Below are 23,119 nucleotides of genomic sequence, written 5' to 3'. Positions count from 1 at the left end.
TTTGCCTTACATGTCATGATGTTGAGGCAAAGTGTTCTCAAAAATGCGTAAGCTACTTCTTGAGCTTAGGCTTGCCGAACGGTTTGAAAAAGAGAACCAAAAACGGCGAGAAAAGTAAATCCGAGACGATGGCAACCAATAAAACAAGCACCGTCAAAAGACCGAAAATCAACGTCGGAATGAAGTTAGACGTGACCAAAACCAAAAACCCGATAATCGTCGCCAACGAGTAGTAAAACATACCGAACGCTATCGTACCGTGCGCACGATGCATCGAAGCGACATAATCGCCATCACGCGCAAGTTCTTCTCTAAAGCGGTAATAGTAATGAATGGTATTGTCCACCGTAATACCTAAGGCGATCGAGGCGATCGTAATGCTCATCATATCCAAAGGAATATCGAAAATTCCCATAATGCCGAAAATAACGCTTACGGGAACCATATTAACGATCATCGCAACCGTCGCGATTTTAAACGAGCGAAATAAAAATAAAAACATACCGCCCAAAGAGAGCAGTGCAAAGCCTAAGGTTGAAATTTGCGAGCTGAAAAGCGATTGAAGCATATTGTTGTACAGCACCATCATACCGACCAGTTTATAATTCTCGACCTCCAAACCGACTTTCGTATGCAGCTCGGTTTGAATACGCTCTAAAAGTTCGTTACGATGCAAATTCGGATTGGAATCTACGACGCGGATCACGAAGCGCGCTTCGTTATGTTCGATATTGACAAAAGGCGAAATCAGCAATCGTTTGTCTTTTTCGGGAAGCTGATTGTACAAAAGTGCCAACTCTACGCCGTCAAAATCCTTTCCGTCCTTTAAAATACGTCCGACTTTAGAGAGTGTCCCCAAAGAGGAAACATGCCCGACTTCGGGCAGTGAGAGCAAATAGTCGTGTACTTTTAAAATCGTCTCCATTTTCTGCGCGGTAAACCAATACTGCGCTTTGTCGTCCATAGCGTTAAATTCGGCTTCAAAACTATCCATCGGCGTTGTAGCACTCGAATTTGACGTCGTCTCTTCTGCCGTTTTCGGAAATTTGACGACCACTTCAAGCGGTGTCGTTCCGCCTAAATTATTGTCGATTTTATCCATACCTTTATAAATTTCGGTACCTTTTTTAAAATAGTTGATAAAACTATTTTCTACGACAAGGTGCGTAACGCCGTATCCGCTAAAGACAAAAAGTCCGATCACGACAGTAATAATGATTTTCCCGTGATGCTCGACAATGCGGGCGAACGTTTGGTTGAGCGTAAAGAGATGATCGAAAGTCAATACCGGAGGCTCTTTTTTGAGCAACATCATCATCGCCGGAAAGAGCAGATACGCGGCGATCAACGAAACGGTCACGCCGATATTCATCATATTTCCCAAATCAATGATCGGTAAAATATCACATGTCATTAACGAACCGAATCCCGCAACGGACGTTAAAATAACGAATACGGAAGGAACGCTCATCCGACCCAACGTAATTTCGAGCAATTCTTGTTGCGAAGCGTTTGGATAAAGCGCGTACTCTTCGCGGTAACACACAATCAAGTGAATAACCAACGAAAGCGTGGTAATCAGCTGCATCGCGACGTAATTGGAAGAGATGACGGTCACTTCCAATCCCAAAAGCGCGTTAATTCCCGTCGTTACGACGACAGCGACAAACGATACGACGATGGGAAGCACGACAAAGCGCATCTGCCTAAAGATGACCCAAAGCACCAAAAGCATAATGACCAAGATAGCCCCGCCGTAGATAGCGATATCGTCTTTAACGAAATGAATCATATCGTCCGCGATCATCATGACGCCGCCTAAAAAAAGCTCGCCCGTCGGCTGATAGGGCTTGAGCGTCTCTCGAACGTTAACGATCAGTTGGTGCGTCGACTCGCGCGAACTGTCGCGGTAGGCTTTAAACTCGGCTTTTACGGACTCAAACGCTCGGGTTTCCTCCGCATTTAAAGCACGTTCCTGCGAAAGCGTCAACCATTCGTTACGCTTACCCAAAAGCTCCGTATACCGCGCGTCGTCTTTGAGATTGACCACCACGGCCGTTGTTTTAAAATCGCGGCTTACGAGATTGGCGGCATACAAAGGGCTCGTCGTCAGCTCTTCTTGAACCATACTTTTATTGATGTCGGAAGCAGCGATCGTTCGTACGTTGGAGACGACGTCTTGAACTTTTTGCGGCGGACTTTGCAATAAGGGAACGTCAAGAAGCGACGTGACACTTTCAACGCCTTCAATTTTGAGCAAATCGTTTTTAAGACTTTGAATCGTTTTAAGGGTTGTATCGTCCAGCAAATACGCTTTCGGGCTAAACGAAATAACGAGATAATCGGGACTAATGTAGCGCCCGTGAACTTCCCGCGTTAACTTTAAATCTTGATCGTTTTCCAAGAGCAACGTTTCAGCCGAAGCGTCGATGCTCAAATCGCGGGCATAATAGCCGAAAATGCCCGTTAAAATTGCTAACGCAAGCAAAACGACTTTAAAATGCGTCGTAATAAAATGAATGTACAGTTTGATCATACTATGAACTCTCGTTTTTAAATCGTGACATGTAAGATAAATGGGCTTCAAAAGAGGCGAAAATGGTGACGAGCCCTGTGATTTTGCGGTATTTTAGCCTAAATTAACTTATAGGAAATACGCAACGTCGGTCTTGAACAAGCAATGCCCTTGAAAGACCGACGCCGAGGTTTAATCCCACTTCCAAACAAGACCGATGCCGCCGGTTTGCTCATTGCTCGAATGCTTCGTTCCTTTCATGTCGGTATCGACCGATTTGAGGTAAAACGAAAGTTTAACATCTGACCATAAAAGATCTAAAGCGAGTTTTTCGCCGACCATATCGTCAAGCTTATCGAGTCGATACCCTTCGTCGATTGCCTCGTCGATTAAATAGTAGGTATGAAATTTATTGTAAAATACCCCCAGGGACACTGCCCACGTAAAACTCTTTTGCGGTTCGTAATTAAGAAGCGAGCTTTCGTTGGCACCGATGAAATTCCCTGCCGTGCTGAAACTACGCATTGCTTTACTGCTAAGCCGCAACGTCGTGCCCGCCAACGCTCCGGTATAAAAATTTCCAAGATCGGCTTTGGCGTTTGTCGTCCAATCAAAGCTTAAATCGCCAAGCGATACGGGATCGGTTTTATACCCTATTTGATATGACGCGCCGTACAAAAATTCATCTCGAAGCTGATTGTCCCAGCCTTCGGGTTTATCGAATCTAAAGACGGTATGAAAACGCTTCTGAAGAGTATCGGCTTGCGTAGAAGGGCCGACCATTCCTACATTAAGCCCAACTTCATGGAAAAAATTGGCGGAAGATTTATACGCGAGAAAATTTAAATCAAGATAACCCGCATAGGGTAAGTCATCTAAATCCCGCGTACGGATATCTTTATTTTCGGGAGTAAATATCGCATGCGAAAGCGACAAAGCGACATTTTTCTGCCCCAAATCGATAAAACTCAAAAGATCCGGAAACGTCGTATCGGCATCACTCATCCACGTCATATACATTCCGTTGGTATAATGATGATCCTGCCCTACGATAGCGTCGTTTTCCAAGACCAAAGAAACGGTATCGGCTCGTGCCCATGAGCATATTAAAACCGCCAAACTTACAGTCAAGATAGTTTTTTTCATTCGTTACCTAACACACTGAACATTTTAAAAGCTAAATTATATCCCAAGAGTCCTATTTTCAGACTTATACACTATAAATTGCCCTCATTCAACGCGCCTCAAGGCTTGGGTACATGTAAGGATTAAGCGTCTCTTCTGCTCATGAAAATTTTAAGCAGTTATTGGTAGCGTTTATTTTATTTAACGATCTTGAACTCAAATATAAATCTTTAAAAAACGTGAAATAATTCCCATTTTATAGCTTCATCTCTTTGTCCCAAAGAAAATATCCGCCATGTTTATTAGCTCTAAATTCGCCTCCAGCTTCTTTACCTTTTTGCGTGATATACTCTTTTTCACCTTTTCTTTCTAAAAATCCTAAAGATACAAGTTTTTCCAAAAGTTCATCGGTTTTAAGTTTGAGTTTAACGGCAAGTTTTGAAGTGGTTAGTTTATCGTGCTCTTCATCAGCCTCTTTTTCGATTTTTTCAACGGACATTCTCACTTCATCGCTGATGCGTATAATTCTCTCTGCTTCCTCTTTTGTGTCATTGTAAAGTTCTTGATCATCATCTCTCTTGATTAAAATACCCATTTCATTATTGTTGACTTGGCTAAATTCATAGAGATTCATACTGGTCACAATGCACATTTTTTCATTCATATAGCATTTAGCGTGTAAGTTCTCACAAAAGCTCGTTCGTACAAAAGAAAGCTCTTTGAGCCAATTGATCTCTTCGTTTTTCATTTCGATTTTTCCATAGACAATTCTTATGTCTATTTTCATTCTATTTTTATCTTCAAGAAGTTCTTTGATGCGATTGTTGAGCTTTAAAAAAGGACTTATTAAAATCAATTTATCATTGGTAGATTTGATAAGCTCTTCTAAAAAGTAGTTGGTCGCACTTGTATTTAAAAACTTCGCCATATTGACTCCTTATAATAGTTTTTTTATGAAAAAGGCATAATGATATATTCGATTTTTCCTACATGTTGTATAAGGTATTTATCAAGTCCCAATTCACTTTTTTCGCTAGAGGTTACAAAAATTCTTTTTATATTTTTTTCTTTTAAATGTGGATTATCCATTAAAAATGTTGAGCAATTACCCATAAATTCAACAACATACCTTCGCTTCATTTCTATTGTTTGATTCCACCCTTTACACTGAATCAACAATATTTCATGCTCATTTTCTGCTATAAGGTCAATACCGCCATCTTTTTTACCGTATTTTAATCCATGGTAATCAATCTGATACCCTTGAGTTTCATAATACTTTCCTACATGCATTTCATAGGCGTCTCCGCGCTTTTTCTTTTCTTGGTAACTTGGATTTTTTCTTGATATTTGACTGAAAAATATTTTTTCCCTACTTTGAATATCTTCATTTACATGTAAAGAATTTTGAGTTGTCTCTTTGTTAATTGATTGTCTCTTTATGGGTTCATGTACTGTGGTATTTTTTTCATTTCTTCGTGTTATATGATCTTCATCAGTAACAATAATTTTAACGCCTACATTGTTTACTTCAGGAATAGATTTTTTTATAAATTTTGGTTTAAAAAGAAGATATAAAAGAACAATTATAAAAGCAATGCCAATTATAATGCTTAATACTTTGATAATAGTTTCACGATAATAATACATGAAAAATAAAGCAAGAATAATAAGATATGCTATAGCTTCTATTCTTTTATCTTCTTTTTTTCCTTTGTAATATTTATAAGCCAATGAAAGTGCCTTGTTTTGCTAAATAATTAATTTTAACTATCTATCTTTTATTCTTCTGATGCATACATGGAGAGTCTTTAAGTAATAACATTTTTTCACTTACGTGTTGCATTTGAAAATAATATTTTTAAAGCCAATAGCGTAAATTCTAAATGGAAGTAACATATAAAGTGTATATATGGAGATTAAAAATGTGGTGGCGGACAGAGAGGGATTTGAACCCTCGGTCAGGTTGCCCCGACGCACCCTTAGCAGGGGTGTGGTTTCAGCCACTCACCCATCTGTCCAAGAAAAAGTAGAGTGCAATTATAGCAAACATAGATAACAAAGAGCTTAAAGCCTTTCTTAAGCTCTTTGCGGCGGTCAAATATAGACCGGATCTTTAGATTGTAAGAGCTTATCAAGCAGTTTTTGAAGTTTTTTGACCGAATCTTGATCCGTTTTTTTCGCCTCTTCTATTTTACTTTTGAGCATTACGATAAGCTCGACACCTTCTATAAAATGCATAGGGTACTCCTTTTAAAGATCGTTTACGAGCTTTAAAAAGCAAAACCTATTCTAGCTTCGTATCTTCTTTCAACGGTACGGGCTGGGCAATAACGCCTTCGTAAAAAACCGTACAATTACTATCCGCCGTACTTTTATCGTTTTTAGTAAAAAACGATAATGCCACGTTGGTTAAAATTTTCGCGTTCGATTCGTCCATTTTGACCTTCGGTTTTGCAAACGTACCGCTTATTTTTTGCTCAAAAACGCTGCATCCTTTGGCATTGAGTAACGCGGCTTTCAAATCGACAAATTTCTCTTCGACGATATTGATTTTACCTTTTAGGGCGACTCTGTTCTTTGCGGTGCTAAACGCTACGTCGCTAAGCTGAACTTCGGAATAACCGACATCGACCCGCATACTCATCTCTTGAACCGTCGTTTTCCCGCCTTGCACACCGTTTAGCGAGCTGTTCAGGATATTGCCTAAATTTTTTGAAGCATGCGTATCGACAAGAGGAGCGATTTGATCGAGATCGTAGCCTTTTAGCGTTATGTTTTTAGCGAAAAGATTGACGTAGCCGTTTAGCGTTGTTTTAAAGCTCAACATATCACCCGCCGTAAAAGAAAGCTTCAAATCACCTTCAGCCGTACCTTCTGCAATATCTTGTTGAAACATTCCTTTTATAAACGGTGCCAGTTTTAGGCCTTCAATTTTATGCTTTAACGAAATTTTCGGTTGTTTCCCGCTAAAGTCGAATTTTCCGCTTCCTTGGAAGAGTGTTTCGAAAAGCGTGTATTTAAGATTTTCGCTGACGCCGACCGCATCTTTCATCTCCATTGACATAGAAACGTCGTTAAAAACGTAACGATCGTAAGAGATTTTATCGATATGCATTTGAGATAAAAAGACAAGCCCGTTTAGAGAGTGCTTACTCGGATCAAAATGAATATCGTTCATCTCGACATCGATATTTTCAAACACCATTTTAGCGTTATCGCTCAAGTCCGTATACGTCATCGAAGCATGGGTAAATTTAACCTTATTCACGTTAATAAAAAGAGCATCTTCTTCGGCTTCGATTTCTTCGACTTTTTTACTTTTCGCGGAAGAATTTTTATGGGTGACTTCTTTGGTTACCGGAGGCAAAAGGTAATTCAATTTACCCTCTTTATTCTTTTCAATCGACAGGGAAAGGTTATCGATAACAAGATACTTGATCTTAATCTCTTTTTTAAGCAATGCCGCAATATCAAGAGCTACGTCAAAGCTACCGAGCTTGGCAAACGAGACATCGGAACGGTAAGAGGGATTGGCGACTTCAATGTCGGAGAGGCTAACGCCGACCGGAGATAACGAGAGCGTGATGTCGCCTCGAATCATAATCTCGTATCCCGTACTCTCTTTAATGGCTTTTTGAATCTTCGGTTTATATTCGTTAAAATCGATAACTTTGATCAGTAAAAAAAATGCAACGATCGATACTGCACAAAACAAAACGATACTTAGCACAATTTTCTGAATCATATTTACCTCTTTATGCGATAGACTCTAAAATTTTTCGAACAACGCTTAACGGATCGGCGTGATGATAGATCGGTCGACCGACAACGATAAAATCAGACTTTTGCGCTTTAGCTACCTTCAAGTCCGCGACGCGTTCTTGATCATTGCTTGCCTCGTTGAACGGACGAATACCGGGCGTTAACGTTAAAAAATGCTCGCTCGTATGCGCTTTAATATCCAAACTTTCATACGCCGAACATACGACGCCGTGAATACCGCTCTCATACGCATCCGTGGCAAAATCAACGGCTTTTTGCGCAATCGGCGTACGGTAAATCGCCTCAAAAGAAGCGTTATCGAAGCTTGTCAAAGCGGTAACCGCCAAGACGATCGGAGGGTTGGAAAGTGCATTGACGCGCTGCATAACCGTTTGCATCGCTTTTCTACCGCTTGAGGCGTGAACGTTGAACATATCAACATTCAATGCGACGATCGACTCCGCCGCATCCGCCATCGTATTGGGAATATCGTGAAGTTTGAGGTCTAAAAAGATTTTAAACGAAGGATTGATCGCCTTGAGTTCCTCTAAAAGAGGTTTTCCGTCGCGAATAAACGAGCGAAGACCGACTTTGAGCCAAATGTCTTCGCTTTTTAAGGTATGTGCTAACGCAAGGTTGTCGGATTTTTCAGGTAGATCAAGGGCAACGCATAGCTTCATGCACTCACTTCCTGCTCTTTACACACGGCATCCAAAACGCCGTTGATAAATTTCGGGCTGGTTTCGTTACACAGTTTTTTTGCCAATTCGATTGCTTCGTTGATGACGACGGCATTGTCCAAAGAAGTGTAAAGAACCTCATAGCAACCTAAACGTAAAATCGCTCGTTCGATCGTTCCGATTTCGCTCAAATTCCACTCTTTTAAATGGCGGTTAATCGACGCATCGACATTGATTAAGTGCTCTTTCACGCCGTGGTAAAGTCCTAAAGCAAACTCTTTTTGCTGATTGCGAATTTTTTTGTCTTCGAAAAGCTCGTCCATAAATTTTTCGATACCGGCATTGCCGATATCCTCGGCATACAAAATGCCGATAATCGTTTCTCTCGCTTGATGTCGTGTTGCCAAACGTTTTCCTTAAAAATTAAAAATGTTTATAAAGACTGATCAATTCAATCAATCCCGTCATCGCCTCAAAGCCTTTATTGCCGGCTTTGCTGCCCGCTCGTTCAATGGCTTGTTCGATCGTATCGGTCGTTAAAACGCCGAAAGTGACCGGTTTTTGGTACTTCAAAGCCGTATTGGCGACGCCTTTGGTCGTTTCCGCGGCAACATAGTCAAAATGCGGCGTACTTCCGCGAATAACGGCACCGACGCAACAAACCGCGTCGTATTTTCCACCGTTTAAAAGCCTGTCCAAAGCCATCGGAATTTCAAATGCACCCGGAACCAAAATAAGATCTAAATTTTTCTCGTCGCCTCCGTGACGAATAAACGCGTCACGCGCACCTTCGACCAAACGATCGGTAATAATGTGGTTAAATCGGCTATTGATAATGGCGACCTTTTCCGTGCCGTTTAACGATAATTTTCCTTCAACGATATTCATAGCAATCCTTTAATAAAATGGATAAAGTCTTTAATCATACCCTATTTTTTGTTAGGGACGCTTTAGTGCTTTTTCCAGACACTGACATGTAAGGTTTTTATCACGCTCATACGTTCATTTTCATAGCGTATTAAAGGCATATCAAACGCTTTTTGCGCCAATTCAAACGTCGGTTCCAAATGCTCGTGTAAAGCATCGAACGTGCTATATTTTTCGCCGTTTTTCTTAAAGCCGCCCAGCCATTTTGCGCGAGGTGTTTCACTCTCATCCCAGTCGTAACCGCTCGCGATGACTAAAAACGCCCCCGTACGCATGCGTGTGCCGATCGTTTTGAGAAAAAGTGCCGGATCGTAAAGCGTGTCCAAAGCATCGTTGAGCAAAACCAAATCGTATCCGTCAAAATAAGGCTTCATATTGTGCGGATCGGCTTGCCAAAATTCGACTTTTTGCCGCGCGGGATCGATGTTAAAATCGCTCAAATCGCGTTCCTCAAAACAGCACAATTCGCCTTCGACTTTGAGCGCGTATTTGAGCTTTCCGCTCTCTTTGAAATTCGTCGCCAAACGAACCACGCGTGCGGTAAACTCTACGCCGTGCACCATTTTGTAATCCGATGCCAGCGCAAACGTCGCTCGTCCCGCACCGCATCCGATTTCCAAAGCTTTGTTCTTTTCTCCTTCAAGCCCTTTGCAGACACGCGCTATCGCTTCGTAGTAATTATTTTCTTTCTCTCCGAAATGCGCATGGCATAGTAAAGAGAGCTGCGGATCGGTTTCGTAAAAGACCGAATGCGTCTCAACGCTTTCTTCCGACTCGACGTAGCGAAATCCCGCATGTTGGTAAAAATGGCGGCGAAACGCATAACGCGAAGCGCGAATGAGCTCATTTCCCGTGCTGATCCACGAGCCGCCTTTGATGAGATTGTGTCTGTCGTCAAACGTCGGTACGGAAAAATCGTCGTACAGCGGATGAACGCTAAATCCGTCAAATCCGTTGATCGGCGTTTGCGTCCATTGCCAGACGTTACCGATAATATCGTAAAAATCGCCGAACGCAAACGTATCCACGGGTACGGAAGAAGCGAAGTATTCGAGGTTCACGTTACCCGGTGCTTTGTCCCAAAACGGTTCGTCGTTTTGTACATGTAAGTCTCGAAGCACGTACCATTCGTCCTCGCTCGGTAAGCGAATGCTTTTAGCTTCTTTGGCACTTTTCCAGTTGCAAAACGCCTCGGCTTCGAGGAAGTTAACGTCTACCGGCCAGCTCCACGGCATTGTGATCTCTTCGACCATCGTTCGCAAGGAATAACCCGCATCGGTTTTTCTCCAAAAAAGCGGCATTCTCGCCTCTTTGTAGGTTCGCCATTTCCAACCTTCTTCGCTCCAAAAACGCGCTTCTTCGTATCCGCCTTCTTCCACAAACGCCAAAAATTCGGCATTGGAAACGAGAAATCGGGAAGCTTTGAAGTCGTGAACCTCTTTGACATGTAAGCCGTATTCGTTATCCCAACCGTAAAGCGCATCGTCTTTGCGTTTTTCCAAACGAAGCGTCGTGCCCGCAACATCGATCAAACGGTTTTGCACGACGGGCGTGTCGATCGGACATATTTTCCAAAACAGATGCGTTTGCACGTACTCTAAGGGCAATTGGCGTATTAAAACCGAAGAGGTCTCCAAGTGAATCCGCTCATGCTCGATCCCCATCAAGATCGCCCAAAACGGGCTTTCCCACGAAATCGGCATCTGCAACGGCAAGGTGTCGATCAGCTCTAATACTTTGGTTTTGACCGCATCGCGGTAGGCACGAATTTCGTCAATTTTCGGCCATTGATAATGCGCTTGATCCAGATCGTCCCAGCTCATTTCGTCCACGCCGATCGCAAAAATCGACTCGTAGGTCGGGTTGATGCGTTTATCGATTAATTTGGCAAGCACCAGTTTGTTAATGAAAAACGTCGCCGTATGTCCGAAATAAAAGACCAAAGGATGCCGCAAAGAATCGGCGGTCACGTAATAACTTTCGTCTTCTTTCATCACCTCGAACAATCTTTCGTAAACCGTATAAGTTTTCAGAAAATAGTCGCGTATCTCTTGCCTTTTTTCTGCCGCACTTCCGACGTTGAGCAGGATATTGCGCGTGGGAACGAGTTGCATGTTAGGCCTTTAGGCTGTTTTGAATCGCTTGAATGTCTTTAATCGCCGCATCTAAATCTTCCAAGTAAAGCATGTTCGGCCCGTCGCATAACGCGATGCACGGATCAAAATGGGTCTCAAAAAAGAACCCGTCCACGCCCACGGCAGCAGCCGCACGCGAAAGTGGACGCACGAACTCGCGTTTTCCTCCGCTTTTACCGCCCTCGGTTCCGGGCATTTGAACCGAATGCGTCGCATCGAAGATGACCGGAGCAAACGAGCGCATAATTTCGAAACTGCGCATATCCACGACCAAATTGCCGTATCCAAAGGTCGAGCCTCGCTCGGTCAACCACACACCCGCTTGTTTGGCGGCATCGTACCCTTCTTCTTTCACGCCGCGCGTATCCAACACTTTTTTGACCGAATAACGCATATCGGCGGGATTTAAAAATTGACCTTTTTTAATGTTCACGACGCATTTCGTCTGCGCGGCGGCAACCAACAAATCGGTTTGGCGGCATAAAAAAGCGGGAATTTGCAACACGTCGACGACTTCCCCTACGGGCTTTGCTTGCGTGTAGTCGTGAATATCCGTCAAAAGCTTGTAGCCAAACTGCGTTCTAACTTCATCGAGCAGTTTGAGTCCCGCGTCAAGCCCTGGACCTCTGAAACTGTCGATGCTGGTACGATTGGCTTTATCGAAACTGGATTTAAAGTAAAAATCGACGGTAGAATCTTCATGGTACGTCATCAATTTTTCGGCAACCCGAAAAAGATTTTCGCGACTTTCGATAACACACGGTCCTGCAATTAAAATCATTCTTTCTCCTTAGCAACGATAACGCCGCTCAAAATAACCAAGAGTATACCCAATAGACCCATAAAATCCGGTAAAGGATCGCCCAAAAACAATCCGATCAAGAGCGAAAAGAAGATAATCGAATACCCAGCCGCCCCGACGATACCCGCTTTGGTCGTCCCGAACGCTTTGGTCATATACAGTTGTCCTACCGCACCCGAAAAGCCCATTAAACCGATGTAAAGCCACTGAATTCCTGAGGGCATTTTAAAATTTCCGAGCATAAAATCAAACATCGGCGTATGGTAAAATTCGCTCAAAAGCATAAACAACGCCGGAAAAACCGTTCCGGTCGAGACAAACGCCAAAACGATAATGCGCGTATCGTAAACTTTATTGAGTTCGCGAACGCTCGTGTACGCCAATGCCGCGCCTAAACCGCTCATAATGCCGAAAAAATCGGTTTTAGAAAGCATCAATTCGCCGGGTTTCATCACCATGACGATCCCCACAAAACCGAAAAAAACCGCAACCCAACCTTTCCAGCCGATATGTTCTTTCAGAAAGAAAAATGCCAAAATAGCGGTAAAAATAGGCGCGGTTCGTGAAAACGTCATCGCGTCCGCCAACGGAATATGCGCGATATTGTAGAAAAAAACCAGCATCGAAAAAAAGCCGATGAGTGCACGAAAGAGAAGTAACCAAGGCTTTCCGCCGACTTGTTTGAGAGGTTTTCGTAAAAACGTCGCCGCCATAAGGCACATCGTCAGTCCGTTACGAAAAAAAACCACCTCGATCGAATCGAAATCTTGACTCAGCACTTTTGCAAATGCCCCGTCGATTGCAAAACTAAACGATGAAACGAGCATAAACAAAACGCCGCGGTTCATCCCTGAAATAAACGCTCCCACACCGACTCCACATGTAACCTAAAATGCGTTATCTTAATCCTTTCCGTGTTAAAATTCGTTGATTTTTACCTCTTAGCTTGGAGACGTCATGAATATTGAATCCATCTTGAATTATTCGCTTTGGGGCTTTCCGATCGCCAACGTCGGTATCGCACTGCTCATTTTTTTCTCGTCGCTGCTCTTTCGCCGCATCATCAGTAAACTGTTGCTAAAACCGCTGCGCAAGCGTTCGCGTCAAGGCAAAAAAGAGGACAACCAAAATAAAATTCTCGACGTTATCGAAGAACCGCTCAAACTCTCCATCGTCTTATTCGGTCTTTATTTTGCGATCAAGTGGTTGCCGTTTAAAAATATCGACCGCTTTTTAGAGCTGTTTGTGCGTTCGTGTCTTAGCTTCGTCGTTTTTTGGATTTTGTACCGTTTGGTCGAAGCGTTTTCAAACCTTTTCAACCTCTTTTCGTCCAAATTCGGCAAAGAACTTCACTCGGACATTCAAAACTTTTTGATTAAAACGCTTCGCGTTCTTATTATTGCTATCGGCGTGATGGCGATTTTACAAGAATGGGGCATTAACGTGAGTGCGTTTGTCGCCTCTTTGGGACTCGGAGGTTTGGCATTTGCATTGGCGGCCAAAGACACGATCGCCAATTTATTCGGTTCGTTGGTTATCTTCAGCGACCGCCCGTTTAAAGTCGGCGATTGGATTCAAACACCCGTCGTGGAAGGCATTATCGAAGAGATCGGCATTCGATCTACCAAAGTACGCACCTTCGCGCAAGCCTTAGTAAGCGTGCCTAACGCCACGGTCGCCAATACGCCCATTACCAATTGGACGCGTATGGGCAAACGCCGCATCAATACCCGCATCGGTCTGACGTATGCTACCGGCGTCGAACAAATTCAAACGATCGTCGAAGAGATTACCGCAATGCTCAAAAACCATCCCGATATTCACCAAGAGACGATTTTGGTCTATTTCGATGAATTTCAAGACAGCGCGCTTAGCATCTTTCTTTACTTTTTCACTAAAACGACGGTTTGGGCGGAATTCTTACATGTCAGGCAAGACGTCAATCTTAAAATTATGCGCATCGTCGAGCGTAACGGCGCGCAGTTTGCGTTCCCTTCTCAGACGCTCTACGTCGAGAGTTTACCAAAATAACAGCAAAGCAACGCTATAATGTATCTCATTTAGGTTATCTTGACAAAAGGTTCGTATGAAAAAAATAGCCATTATCGGGCTGCCCAACGTGGGCAAAAGCTCGTTATTCAACCGCATCGCCAAACAACGTATCGCTATTACCTCCGATTTTAGCGGCACGACGCGCGATATCAAATCCCATGAAGTCTTCATCGGCGAAAAACCGTGCATTATTTTGGATACCGGTGGGCTCGATCGCTCTTCGGAATTGTTTGCCAACGTTCACGACATGTCGATGGAAACGTCCAAAAAAGCCGACATTTTACTCATGGTCGTTGACGGGAAACGGCTTCCGAGCGATGAAGAGAAAAAGATTTTTTACGCCCTGCAAGCACGCAATAAACCGATCGCGCTTGTTATCAACAAAATCGACAACGACAAAGAGATGGAACGCGCTTGGGAATTTAGCGAATTCGGCGCGGAAAACGTTTTTCCAATCTCCGTTTCGCACAATAGAGGCGTAAGCGCACTCTTGGAATGGATCGCCGCGTATCTGCCGACACCGGAAGGATCGATCGTAAGCGAAGCGAGTGAAAGCGACGAAGAAGACGATGACGAGGATTGGGACGAAGAGGACGATTGGAATGAAGAAGAAGAGCTTCCCGAAGCGATCGAAGAAGAAACCGTCCCCGACAACCGCATCAACGTCGCGATTATCGGACGCGTCAACGTCGGAAAAAGCTCGCTACTGAACGCTTTGGTCGGGAAACAACGCGCCGTCGTCAGCAGCATCGAAGGAACGACGATCGATCCGGTCGACGAAGCCATAGAGTACAACGAAAAAATCATCAATTTCGTCGATACGGCGGGACTTCGCCGTCGCGGAAAAATCGAAGGTATCGAAAAATTCGCTTTAATGCGCACCAAAGAGATGTTAGAGCGTGCCAATATCGCTTTATTGGTGTTAGACGCCAGCGAGCCTTTTAAAGAACTCGACGAACGCATCGCCGGACTCGTAGAAGAGAACAACCTCGCATGCATCATCGTTTTAAACAAATGGGATAAAGCGAACGTCGAGTATGAAGAGATCATGAAAGAAGTCAGAGATCGTTTTAAATTTCTCTCTTACGCGCCGCTGATTAGCGTTTCAGCATTGACGAAGCAACGCGTCTCCAAGATCAAAGAGATGCTTTTGAGCGTTTACGAAAACTATGCGCAACGCATTCCGACCGCCCGTCTTAACGAAGTCATCAAAGAAGCGACGATCAAACATCAAATCCCGAGCGATCACGCCAAAGTCGTTAAAATCTATTTTGCCACCCAGTACCAAAGCAAACCGCCGCGCATCGTACTGGTAATGAACAAACCGCGATCCTTGCACTTTAGCTATCGACGCTATTTGGCAAACCGCCTTCGCGACACGTTTAACCTCGAGGGCACGCCTATTTTGATCTATCCGCGCGCCAAAGGCGAAAAAGACGAACAAAACGAGCAAGACGATGCTTGATCCAAAAAATAAAAACATCGTTTTTATCGGCTTTATGGGCGTGGGCAAAGGAACAATCGCGCGTGCGTTGATTCAAGCAACCGATCGTTTCGGACTGGACACGGACGATCTGATCGAGAGCATGGAAAACCGAAAAATCAAAGAGATTTTTGAAAAAGACGGCGAAGCGGCGTTTCGAAAACTTGAGAAAAAAACTGCCAAATGGCTTCAAAAAAACGTTCAAAATGCTGTCATTTCAACCGGCGGAGGCTTTTTTAAAACCGACAATTTGGACAAAATCGGCACCGTCGTCTACCTTCGCTCTTCGTACGAGGGCATTATGGCGCGACTGCTGACACACGAAAAAGCGGACTTAAAGCTTGCCAAACGACCGCTTTTAAGCGACGAAGCAAAAGCCAAGGCTTTGTTTGAAGAGCGTGCTCCTTTGTACGCAAAAAAAGCCGACGTGATGATCGACGTCGAAAACCGCTCTGTCCAAGAGATCGTCGCGGAAATCATCAAAGTTTTAAAATTAAAAAGGATTAAAAAACGATGCGAGTCTTAACGGGAATTCAACCCTCCGGTGCCCTTCATATCGGCAATTACTTCGGTGCGATCAAACAAATGGTCGATTTACAGGAAAAGAGCGATTTGTTTATTTTTATTCCGAACTACCATGCGCTCACTTCGTTAAAAAACGCTCCGGCACTTAAACAAAACACGCTAGACGCGGCGATCAATTTTATGGCTTTAGGTATCGATCCCTCCAAGTCCACGCTATGGGTACAATCGGACGTCAAAGAAGTATTGGAGCTCTATTGGATTCTCTCCGGTTACACGCCGATGGGCTTATTGGAGCGTGCGCACAGCTATAAAGACAAAGTTGCCAAGGGCATTGCCGCAAACCATTCGCTCTTTTCGTATCCCGTCTTAATGGCGGCAGATATTTTGCTCTACGACGCAGACGTGATTCCAGTCGGCAAAGATCAGATTCAACATGTCGAAATCGCACGCGACATTGCCATCAAATTCAACAACGATTTCGGGGAAATTTTTACCGTTCCAACCTTTAAAGTCGAAGAAGAAGTCGCCACGGTTCCGGGTATCGACGGTGCGAAAATGAGTAAAAGCTACGGCAATACGATCGATATTTTTTGCGGCGAAAAAGAGCTCAAAAAGACGATTGCCCGTGTCGTTACCGATTCCACTCCCTTAGAAGAGCCCAAAGACTACACGACATGTAACGTTTTTGCTTTGGCTAAACTCTTTTTGAAAAATGACGAAGTAGAGGCGTTAAAAGAACGTTACGCAAAAGGCGGCGAAGGATACGGCCATTTTAAAGCCTATTTGAACGAATTGGTTTGGAACTATTTTGCAAGCGCGCGCGAAAAACGTGCCTACTTTTTAGACCATCCAAACGAAGTGATCGAGATTTTAGAAGCCGGCGCGCAAAAAGCCCGCACCATCGCTTCTGAAAAAATGAAAATCGCACGCGACCTTGTCGGAATTTATCGTTAGGAACTTTTATGTTAGATATTAAACTGATACAAAATGATTTTGAAACCGTAGCGACCGCGCTTCGCAAGAAAAAAGTCGACGAAAGTCTGTTGGAAAATCTTCGAACGCTCTCGTTGGAGCTTAAAAATGCGCGCATCGTGCTGGAGCCTTTGCAAGCGGAGCAAAACGCCAAAAGCAAACTCTTCGGCGTTTACGCGAAAGAAGGTAAAGACGTGAGCGCACTCAAAGCGGAACTCGCGGACAATAAAGCAAAAATTGCCGAAGCACAAGAGATCGTTCGGGCATTGGAAGAACAAATGGAAATACAAGCCTCCGTCATTCCCAATATGCCCTCTTCTCTTGTTCCCGAAGGAGAAGACGAAAACGATAACGTCGAACTCAAACGCGTTTTAGAACCTCGCGTCTTCTCTTTTACGCCCAAAGAGCATTGGGATTTGGATATCAAACAAAATTGGATCGATTTTGAGCGCGGCGTCAAACTCTCCAAAAGCCGTTTTAGCGTTCTGAAAAACGAAGCGGCACGGCTTGAACGCGCCTTAATTAATTACATGTTGGATTTTAACCGTAAACGCGGCTTTCACGAGGTGTGCGTTCCGTACATCGTCAACCGCGAAACCTTGATGGGAACGGGACAATTGCCCAAATTCGAAGACGATCTGTTTAAAATCGAAGGCGAAGAGCTTTTTCTCATTCCGACCGCCGAAGTACCCGTAACCAACCTCTTTCGAGACGAAATTCTAACGCAAGAAGAGTTGCCTATTAAAATGACATGTTATTCGGCGTGTTTTCGTAAAGAAGCGGGCAGTGCCGGTAAAGATACTCGCGGTATGATTCGCCAACATCAGTTCGATAAAGTCGAGCTGGTCAGCATCACGACGCCCGAGCAAAGCGAAGCCGTTTTTGACGAGATGCTCTCGTGCGCTTCCGATTTGTTGACCTCTTTGGGGCTTCCGCACCGCCATTTAATGCTCTGCGGCGGAGACCTCGGTTTTAGTGCCGCCAAAACGGTCGATTTGGAAGTTTGGCTTCCCGGACAAAACCGTTACCGTGAGATCAGCTCTGTCTCCAACACCTTTGATTTTCAAGCCAGACGCGCGAAAATTCGCTTCAAAGATAACGGTAAAAACCGTCTCGTTCATACGCTCAACGGCTCTTCGTTAGCCGTCGGACGTACGTTAATCGCACTGATGGAAAATTACCAACAAGAAGACGGGAGCATCGCGATTCCCGACGTTTTAAAAGAGTACATGTAAGATGGCGGAAGAAGAAGTCGTCATCCTCGAAGCGGATCCTTCGACTCCTACGGAAGAAGGCTTTGCGCCTATCGAAGAGGAAGCTTCCGAGGAGACGGCATCCGCAGAGAATGCGGAAGACGAACTTGCCAAACACGCGAAAAAACGTCTGTTGATTCTCTTAGTCGCCGCGGGCGTACTTCTTCTGGCGATTATTATCGCGATCATCGTGATTTTAAAATTAAAATCACACCCGACACCCTCCCCCGCGCCGATCGTTAAACACGAAGAAAAACCGATCGTCAAAGAGCAGTTTTCACCTTCCCGCGTCGATTCGATGATTAAAAAAGCCCATGTGCTTTACGAGCAAGGGAACAAAGACGAAGCGTTGAAACTCTACGAAAAGATTGCGACGTATAATGAAGCGATTTCGTATTACAATATCGGCGTCGCCAAGCTCAAAGAACAAAGTTACGCCGAAGCTTTGGACGCCTTTAAAAAAGCGATTCAAAACCAAGAGCATCGCTGCATCAGTGCTATCAATGCTGCCGTATGCGCTTTGGAAATGGGGGACGCAACGCTGTTTCACTACTACGTCGATTTGGCATACGCGTACCTTCCCGAAGAGAGCAATGCTCCGCTTTATTCCTACTACGTGGGCTTGGTGCATTATTATAAAAATTTTTACGTTGAAGCCTTAAGTGCGCTCTCGCATCCTACCAACGATTTTTACCGCGAAGACCAAAACTATCTTACGTCGAAAATCTTGGCCTCTTTAGCGTACAATCAAGAAGCGTACAAGGATTTAGAAGGTGTTGCCAAAGAGAGCGATCTGTTTACGTTAGGACTTTTACAGGCAAAACTCGGCGATTATGGCAAAGCCAAAAACTATTTGGTACGCGCGCTTCGCAACGAACCTGAAAATACGCACGTCAAAATGGCACTTGCTTTGGTTGAAAATAAACTCGGTAATCTTGCCAACACGGCTTCGCTCATCCAAGAAGTCGCCAAAGTACGTGACGAAAACGCCGCCCCGATTTACAAAATGCACGCAATTTTAAAACCCACGCTCTTTGACGTGGACAAGGCGCAAAGCGAATTTGAAAAAGAGCTTTTCTTCGACAACGAGAATATCTACAGTCTTTTATTTTACTACGCGCCGTACAAAGTTTTCGATGCGAAACAGACGATCGATTATATTCGAAAAGGAAGTATGAATATTTTTATCGACGAAATCGGACCGGCTCTTTCGTATTTAAAAGCCAGCTCGACGATTTCCAAAGTCAACATCGCTATTTCCAAAGGCATTAAAAAAGCCCTTGATTTTCACGTATACGAAGCTAATGAGCTCTTCTTGAAAATGGTCGATGAATACAAAAACCACTCTATTTTACATTACAATTTAGCGTTAACCTATGCACAGATGGGCGATTACGGTGCGGCATATCGCCATTTTTCCAAAAGTTACCATCTCGATAACGGCAACTATCTCGCCGGCGTTTTTGCACTCATGAGCGGAAATCTCATCGGCAAAGACATCACGAAACTCAGCGAAGACGTGAAAGAGAGCATCACCAAAAATCCTACGCTCGGACAAGACAGTCTGTACGCGTCGATGATCTACCTCACAGACGGTAACCATTTTTCGCTGACGCGCTGGATTGAGCAAGAAAAAGAGGACTCGCCTTTGCATCTTGTCCTAAATATCGTCGCGTCGCAAAAGCTCGGCAACAATCGCTTGTATCGCCTCAATGCGCAAAAGTTACAAGCCTTGCTTCCCAAAGACATTCTTGCCAATATCATCTTGTTTAACATCAAGCACGATAAACAAGACATCAAACAATATGCCAAAGCGATTCAAATCGAATTTAATGCACTACCGTTAGACTACGACGCTTTTTACTACGGCCCCAAAATCGTCAAAGAACAGTACATCAAGCTCTTGCAAATCGGCGGATTGTTGCATCAAAAACGCGATTTTGTAGTCAAACGCATGGAAGAAGAGCGCGTCGATATTCCGTCGATTATGCAAACGCTCGCATATTTGCAAATTTATACCAACAATTTTGAAGAGGCATTTGTGCTCTACAATAAACTCATCGACGATTTTCATAAGAAAGATACCTACACCGTATTTCTCGCCTCAGTCTCGGCTATCGGTGCGGGCCATAGCGAAAACGCCATCGCGCTTTTAGAGCTTTCCAAATTGACCGACCCCTCCAACGTGGAGAGTAAGTACGCGCTTGGCTTGCTGTATCAAGAAGTCGGAAATTACGAAGCGGCAACCGCCCAGTACCGAAGCATCGGAAATATCGGTTTTATCTCGCAGTATTTTACGTTCGAATTGGTCAAATAACCTTACATGTACGTTTTGACATGTAAGGTTTAAGACCAGAGAGGCTTAAATGCCTTCTTGTTCCATTTTGTGAACGCTACGCAAACGATCGCGCATCGACATGTAACTGTTAAGTGCCCCAATATAGGCTTTTGCCGTTGCCAGCATCGTATCGACGCTTAGCCCGTGTCCCATAATCGCCGGCTTGCTCTCGTCGAAAACGACTTTGACGATGACGCGCGCCATAGCATCTTTGCCTTGTGAAACCGCATCGACTTTATAATCTTTAAGCTCTCCGCTGACGCCGCATACGCGATCGATTACTTTAAAAATAGCGTCCATCGTTCCGTTGCCGATTGCCGCATCGGTAATCTCTTTACCGTCGTGATTGATCGTCACCGCCGCACTTGGGACGCCTCCGGGAGCACAATCGGAAAGTTGCAAGCGAAGCAACTCGAACACTTGAGGAATTTTCGTAATCTCTTCGGCGACCAACGCACGTAAATCATCGTCGAAAATCTCTTTTTTCTGATCCGCCAAAATTTTAAAACGCTCAAACGCTTCGTTAATTTCATCGTCTTGCAATTCATATCCTAAGCTTGCCAATTTGTCTTTAAACGCATGGCGACCGGAATGTTTTCCAAGAACGATCGAGTTTTTATCGAGTCCGATATCTTTAGCACTCATAATTTCATACGTTTGCGTATGTTTTAAAACACCGTCTTGGTGAATGCCGCTTTCATGCGAAAATGCATTTTTGCCGACGATCGCTTTATTGGGTTGCGGTTCGATTCCGGTAATCGAAGAGACAAGGCGGCTGGTCGGGTAAATCTCTTTAATGTTAATATTCGTCTCGTAAGCACTGAAATGATCTTTACGCGTTCGAAGTGCCATCACGATCTCTTCAAGTGCCGCATTTCCGGCACGCTCGCCCAACCCGTTAATCGTACACTCGATTTGACGCGCACCACTTTCGACGCATGCAAGCGAATTGGCGACCGCAAGCCCCAAATCGTTGTGGTTGTGTACCGAGATGATCGCACGCGCACCGACAAAGTCGTGTAACGACTTAATAATCGCTCCCATCTCCGTCGGTAAGCGATAGCCGACCGTATCGGGGATATTGAGCGTCGTTGCTCCGGCGTTGATGACGGCGTCTAACACCTCTTTCATAAAACCGATTTCGCTACGTCCCGCGTCTTCACAACTAAATTCGACGTCTTCACAAAAAGTTTTGGCGTATTGTACCGCTTCGACCGCTTTTTTAATGACTTGATCCGGACTCATTTTAAGTTTGTATTGCATGTGAATCGGACTTGTCGCGATAAACGTGTGAATGCGATTGAATTTTGCTTTGGAAACGGCTTCGCCCGCCGCTTTAATATCCCTCTCCAACGCACGCGCCAACGAACAGACGCGACTTTTGGTAATCACTTCGCTGATACGCGCAATCGCGTCAAAATCTCCGGGGCTCGCCGCTGCAAATCCCGCTTCGATTACGTCAACGCCGAGCTTTTGCAATTGCAAGGCGATTTGAATTTTTTCTTCCGTATTCATGGACGCGCCGGGACTTTGCTCGCCGTCGCGTAACGTCGTATCAAAAATGATAATAGTATTGTCGCTCATAAGGTTATCCTTTAAATGATTGTATCTGTGTTGCTAAAAATGAATGAAAAAAAAGAAAATTAGAGGGAGAGAAGGTTTTGCAGGAGAGCGTTTTTAATCTCAATTTTGGGTAAACATTTAATCGATTTCATAATGCCGATCGCCGTAACGTTTTTCATCGTTTCTCCTTTAAAAATAGCTCTTTTGAAGAAGAGCGTGAAACGCACTTCTTCAGAGTGGACGTATTATACTCAATTTTTATAGTATTTGGCAACGATGAACGTGTAAACGCCTCGTAATAAGCCGTATACAAGGTACAGGCTAATCAGAAGCGTTCCGACTTCGATCGGGTATAAATACAGAAGCGAAAACGTCGCAACAAGGTACACCAGCGTTTTAATTAGATGACCTTTTTTTAAATCGATCTTCTTGAAACTCGGATAACGAATATTGCTGACCATTAGGCACGAAAGTCCGCCTAAACCAATCAGCATCAGACTCTCATAGCCGTGAATTGCGGGATATTCTTTATAAAATAAAATCCACATTGCAACGACGACGGCGGCAGTAGGAATCGGAACACCGATAAAAACGGAAGGCTCCACCGTGCCGATCATCACGTTGAAACGTGCCAAACGGATTGCCCCGAAAACGACAAACATCGCGCATAAAAGCGAGCCGACTTTCCCATAAGCATGGGCAATACTAAAATAAAACAACATCGCAGGCGCAACGCCGAAAGCTACGATATCCGCTAAAGAGTCGAATTCGGCACCGAATTTACTCGTCGCATTGGTCAATCGTGCTACTCTACCGTCAAGTCCGTCAAAAATTAACGACAAAAGAATATAAATCGCCGCTTTATCAAATTGAGCATTAGCCGAAGCAATGACGCTAATCACGCCTAAAAAAGCACTCGCCGCCGTAAAAAGATTGGGAAAGACATACATCAATTGCAATTTGTTCCCGTTTTGAACGTTCATC

At 44.2% G+C, this 23,119-nt stretch carries 20 protein-coding genes and 1 tRNA gene; 6 read left to right on the top strand and 15 right to left on the bottom strand.

Annotation, left to right across the window (positions count from 1 at the left end):
* Positions 1–52 precede the first annotated feature (52 nt).
* The 13 genes from UCH003_RS03360 to UCH003_RS03305 form a co-directional block, all read right to left on the bottom strand.
* A complete protein-coding gene (locus tag UCH003_RS03360; RefSeq protein ID WP_060825427.1) occupies positions 53–2,536 on the bottom strand; it encodes an efflux RND transporter permease subunit in 2,484 nt (827 codons plus the stop codon).
* A 171-nt stretch (positions 2,537–2,707) separates the two neighbouring features.
* Positions 2,708–3,661, bottom strand: coding sequence for a lipid A deacylase LpxR family protein (locus tag UCH003_RS03355; RefSeq protein ID WP_060825426.1), 954 nt, complete (start codon positions 3,659–3,661; stop codon positions 2,708–2,710).
* A gap of 235 nt (positions 3,662–3,896) precedes the next feature.
* Positions 3,897–4,568, bottom strand: a complete 672-nt coding sequence (locus UCH003_RS03350) for a phospholipase D family protein (RefSeq protein WP_060825425.1) — start codon at positions 4,566–4,568, stop codon at positions 3,897–3,899.
* Positions 4,569–4,591: 23 nt separating this feature from the next.
* Complete coding sequence (locus UCH003_RS03345) at positions 4,592–5,374, bottom strand: restriction endonuclease (protein WP_060825424.1); 783 nt, start codon at positions 5,372–5,374, stop codon at positions 4,592–4,594.
* Between the two features lie 197 nt (positions 5,375–5,571).
* Positions 5,572–5,661: transfer RNA gene (locus tag UCH003_RS03340), tRNA-Ser, on the bottom strand.
* A 76-nt stretch (positions 5,662–5,737) separates the two neighbouring features.
* A complete protein-coding gene (locus UCH003_RS13705) occupies positions 5,738–5,881 on the bottom strand; it encodes a hypothetical protein (protein ID WP_173636952.1) in 144 nt (47 codons plus the stop codon).
* 46 nt (positions 5,882–5,927) lie between these two features.
* Positions 5,928–7,388, bottom strand: coding sequence for an AsmA family protein (locus tag UCH003_RS03335; protein ID WP_060825423.1), 1,461 nt, complete (start codon positions 7,386–7,388; stop codon positions 5,928–5,930).
* 10 nt (positions 7,389–7,398) lie between these two features.
* The gene (pyrF, locus tag UCH003_RS03330; protein ID WP_060825422.1) at positions 7,399–8,085 is read right to left on the bottom strand and encodes an orotidine-5'-phosphate decarboxylase; all 687 of its coding nucleotides are present in this window, start codon (positions 8,083–8,085) and stop codon (positions 7,399–7,401) included.
* Positions 8,082–8,492: a transcription antitermination factor NusB gene (gene nusB, locus UCH003_RS03325; RefSeq protein ID WP_039674192.1), complete on the bottom strand. Its 411-nt coding sequence runs from the start codon at positions 8,490–8,492 to the stop codon at positions 8,082–8,084. The genes pyrF and nusB overlap by 4 nt, the downstream gene beginning before the upstream one ends.
* Before the next feature lie 16 nt (positions 8,493–8,508).
* On the bottom strand, positions 8,509–8,973 hold the full coding sequence (gene ribH, locus UCH003_RS03320) for a 6,7-dimethyl-8-ribityllumazine synthase (protein WP_039674194.1): 465 nt from the start codon (positions 8,971–8,973) through the stop codon (positions 8,509–8,511).
* Between the two features lie 62 nt (positions 8,974–9,035).
* The gene (ovoA, locus tag UCH003_RS03315; protein WP_060825421.1) at positions 9,036–11,126 is read right to left on the bottom strand and encodes a 5-histidylcysteine sulfoxide synthase; all 2,091 of its coding nucleotides are present in this window, start codon (positions 11,124–11,126) and stop codon (positions 9,036–9,038) included.
* Between the two features lies 1 nt (position 11,127).
* Positions 11,128–11,928: a 3-deoxy-8-phosphooctulonate synthase gene (gene kdsA / locus UCH003_RS03310; RefSeq protein WP_060825420.1), complete on the bottom strand. Its 801-nt coding sequence runs from the start codon at positions 11,926–11,928 to the stop codon at positions 11,128–11,130.
* Positions 11,925–12,797 carry a DMT family transporter gene (locus UCH003_RS03305; protein WP_060826923.1) on the bottom strand — a complete coding sequence of 291 codons (873 nt, stop codon included), beginning with the start codon at positions 12,795–12,797 and terminating at the stop codon, positions 11,925–11,927. The genes kdsA and UCH003_RS03305 overlap by 4 nt, the downstream gene beginning before the upstream one ends.
* 109 nt (positions 12,798–12,906) lie before the next feature.
* On the opposite strand from UCH003_RS03305, the gene UCH003_RS03300 reads away from it, so the two are divergent.
* The 6 genes from UCH003_RS03300 to UCH003_RS03275 are packed head-to-tail and all read left to right on the top strand — an operon-like array spanning position 12,907 to position 20,551.
* The gene (locus UCH003_RS03300) at positions 12,907–13,980 is read left to right on the top strand and encodes a mechanosensitive ion channel family protein (RefSeq protein ID WP_039674199.1); all 1,074 of its coding nucleotides are present in this window, start codon (positions 12,907–12,909) and stop codon (positions 13,978–13,980) included.
* 55 nt (positions 13,981–14,035) lie between these two features.
* On the top strand, positions 14,036–15,466 hold the full coding sequence (gene der / locus UCH003_RS03295; protein WP_060825419.1) for a ribosome biogenesis GTPase Der: 1,431 nt from the start codon (positions 14,036–14,038) through the stop codon (positions 15,464–15,466).
* Positions 15,459–16,010, top strand: a complete 552-nt coding sequence (locus UCH003_RS03290; RefSeq protein ID WP_173636951.1) for a shikimate kinase — start codon at positions 15,459–15,461, stop codon at positions 16,008–16,010. Before der ends, UCH003_RS03290 begins: the two co-directional genes overlap by 8 nt.
* Entirely contained in the window at positions 15,998–16,963 is a 966-nt protein-coding gene (trpS, locus tag UCH003_RS03285) for a tryptophan--tRNA ligase (protein WP_060825418.1), read from the top strand. Before UCH003_RS03290 ends, trpS begins: the two co-directional genes overlap by 13 nt.
* A gap of 8 nt (positions 16,964–16,971) precedes the next feature.
* Entirely contained in the window at positions 16,972–18,216 is a 1,245-nt protein-coding gene (gene serS, locus UCH003_RS03280) for a serine--tRNA ligase (RefSeq protein WP_060825417.1), read from the top strand.
* Position 18,217: 1 nt separating this feature from the next.
* Positions 18,218–20,551: a tetratricopeptide repeat protein gene (locus UCH003_RS03275; protein WP_060825416.1), complete on the top strand. Its 2,334-nt coding sequence runs from the start codon at positions 18,218–18,220 to the stop codon at positions 20,549–20,551.
* A gap of 45 nt (positions 20,552–20,596) precedes the next feature.
* Here UCH003_RS03275 and UCH003_RS03270 read toward each other — a convergent pair whose 3' ends face one another.
* Both UCH003_RS03270 and pssA read right to left on the bottom strand, forming a co-directional pair.
* Positions 20,597–22,156 (bottom strand): 2-isopropylmalate synthase, encoded by a 1,560-nt coding sequence (locus UCH003_RS03270; RefSeq protein ID WP_060825415.1) that lies wholly within the window; start codon positions 22,154–22,156, stop codon positions 20,597–20,599.
* Positions 22,157–22,386: 230 nt separating this feature from the next.
* Positions 22,387–23,118 (bottom strand): CDP-diacylglycerol--serine O-phosphatidyltransferase, encoded by a 732-nt coding sequence (gene pssA, locus UCH003_RS03265; protein WP_060825414.1) that lies wholly within the window; start codon positions 23,116–23,118, stop codon positions 22,387–22,389.
* Position 23,119: the final 1 nt, after the last annotated feature.

The sequence above is a fragment of the Sulfurospirillum cavolei genome (assembly GCF_001548055.1).
Classification (GTDB): domain Bacteria; phylum Campylobacterota; class Campylobacteria; order Campylobacterales; family Sulfurospirillaceae; genus Sulfurospirillum.
This window is presented reverse-complemented; position numbering and strand designations above follow the sequence as displayed.

What these genes read in the sequence shown, in the direction of transcription:
- kdsA (WP_060825420.1), bottom strand. Translation starts at nt 11,928, where the DNA reads ATGATTTTAATTGCAGGACCGTGTGTTATCGAAAGTCGCGAAAATCTT.
- UCH003_RS03270 (WP_060825415.1), bottom strand. Translation starts at nt 22,156, where the DNA reads ATGAGCGACAATACTATTATCATTTTTGATACGACGTTACGCGACGGC.
- UCH003_RS03275 (WP_060825416.1), top strand. Translation starts at nt 18,218, where the DNA reads ATGGCGGAAGAAGAAGTCGTCATCCTCGAAGCGGATCCTTCGACTCCT.
- serS (WP_060825417.1), top strand. Translation starts at nt 16,972, where the DNA reads ATGTTAGATATTAAACTGATACAAAATGATTTTGAAACCGTAGCGACC.
- pyrF (WP_060825422.1), bottom strand. Translation starts at nt 8,085, where the DNA reads ATGAAGCTATGCGTTGCCCTTGATCTACCTGAAAAATCCGACAACCTT.
- ribH (WP_039674194.1), bottom strand. Translation starts at nt 8,973, where the DNA reads ATGAATATCGTTGAAGGAAAATTATCGTTAAACGGCACGGAAAAGGTC.
- trpS (WP_060825418.1), top strand. Translation starts at nt 15,998, where the DNA reads ATGCGAGTCTTAACGGGAATTCAACCCTCCGGTGCCCTTCATATCGGC.
- UCH003_RS03335 (WP_060825423.1), bottom strand. Translation starts at nt 7,388, where the DNA reads ATGATTCAGAAAATTGTGCTAAGTATCGTTTTGTTTTGTGCAGTATCG.
- UCH003_RS03290 (WP_173636951.1), top strand. Translation starts at nt 15,459, where the DNA reads ATGCTTGATCCAAAAAATAAAAACATCGTTTTTATCGGCTTTATGGGC.
- UCH003_RS03305 (WP_060826923.1), bottom strand. Translation starts at nt 12,797, where the DNA reads ATGAACCGCGGCGTTTTGTTTATGCTCGTTTCATCGTTTAGTTTTGCA.
- UCH003_RS03300 (WP_039674199.1), top strand. Translation starts at nt 12,907, where the DNA reads ATGAATATTGAATCCATCTTGAATTATTCGCTTTGGGGCTTTCCGATC.
- UCH003_RS03350 (WP_060825425.1), bottom strand. Translation starts at nt 4,568, where the DNA reads ATGGCGAAGTTTTTAAATACAAGTGCGACCAACTACTTTTTAGAAGAG.
- UCH003_RS03360 (WP_060825427.1), bottom strand. Translation starts at nt 2,536, where the DNA reads ATGATCAAACTGTACATTCATTTTATTACGACGCATTTTAAAGTCGTT.
- ovoA (WP_060825421.1), bottom strand. Translation starts at nt 11,126, where the DNA reads ATGCAACTCGTTCCCACGCGCAATATCCTGCTCAACGTCGGAAGTGCG.
- UCH003_RS13705 (WP_173636952.1), bottom strand. Translation starts at nt 5,881, where the DNA reads ATGCATTTTATAGAAGGTGTCGAGCTTATCGTAATGCTCAAAAGTAAA.
- pssA (WP_060825414.1), bottom strand. Translation starts at nt 23,118, where the DNA reads ATGAACGTTCAAAACGGGAACAAATTGCAATTGATGTATGTCTTTCCC.
- UCH003_RS03355 (WP_060825426.1), bottom strand. Translation starts at nt 3,661, where the DNA reads ATGAAAAAAACTATCTTGACTGTAAGTTTGGCGGTTTTAATATGCTCA.
- der (WP_060825419.1), top strand. Translation starts at nt 14,036, where the DNA reads ATGAAAAAAATAGCCATTATCGGGCTGCCCAACGTGGGCAAAAGCTCG.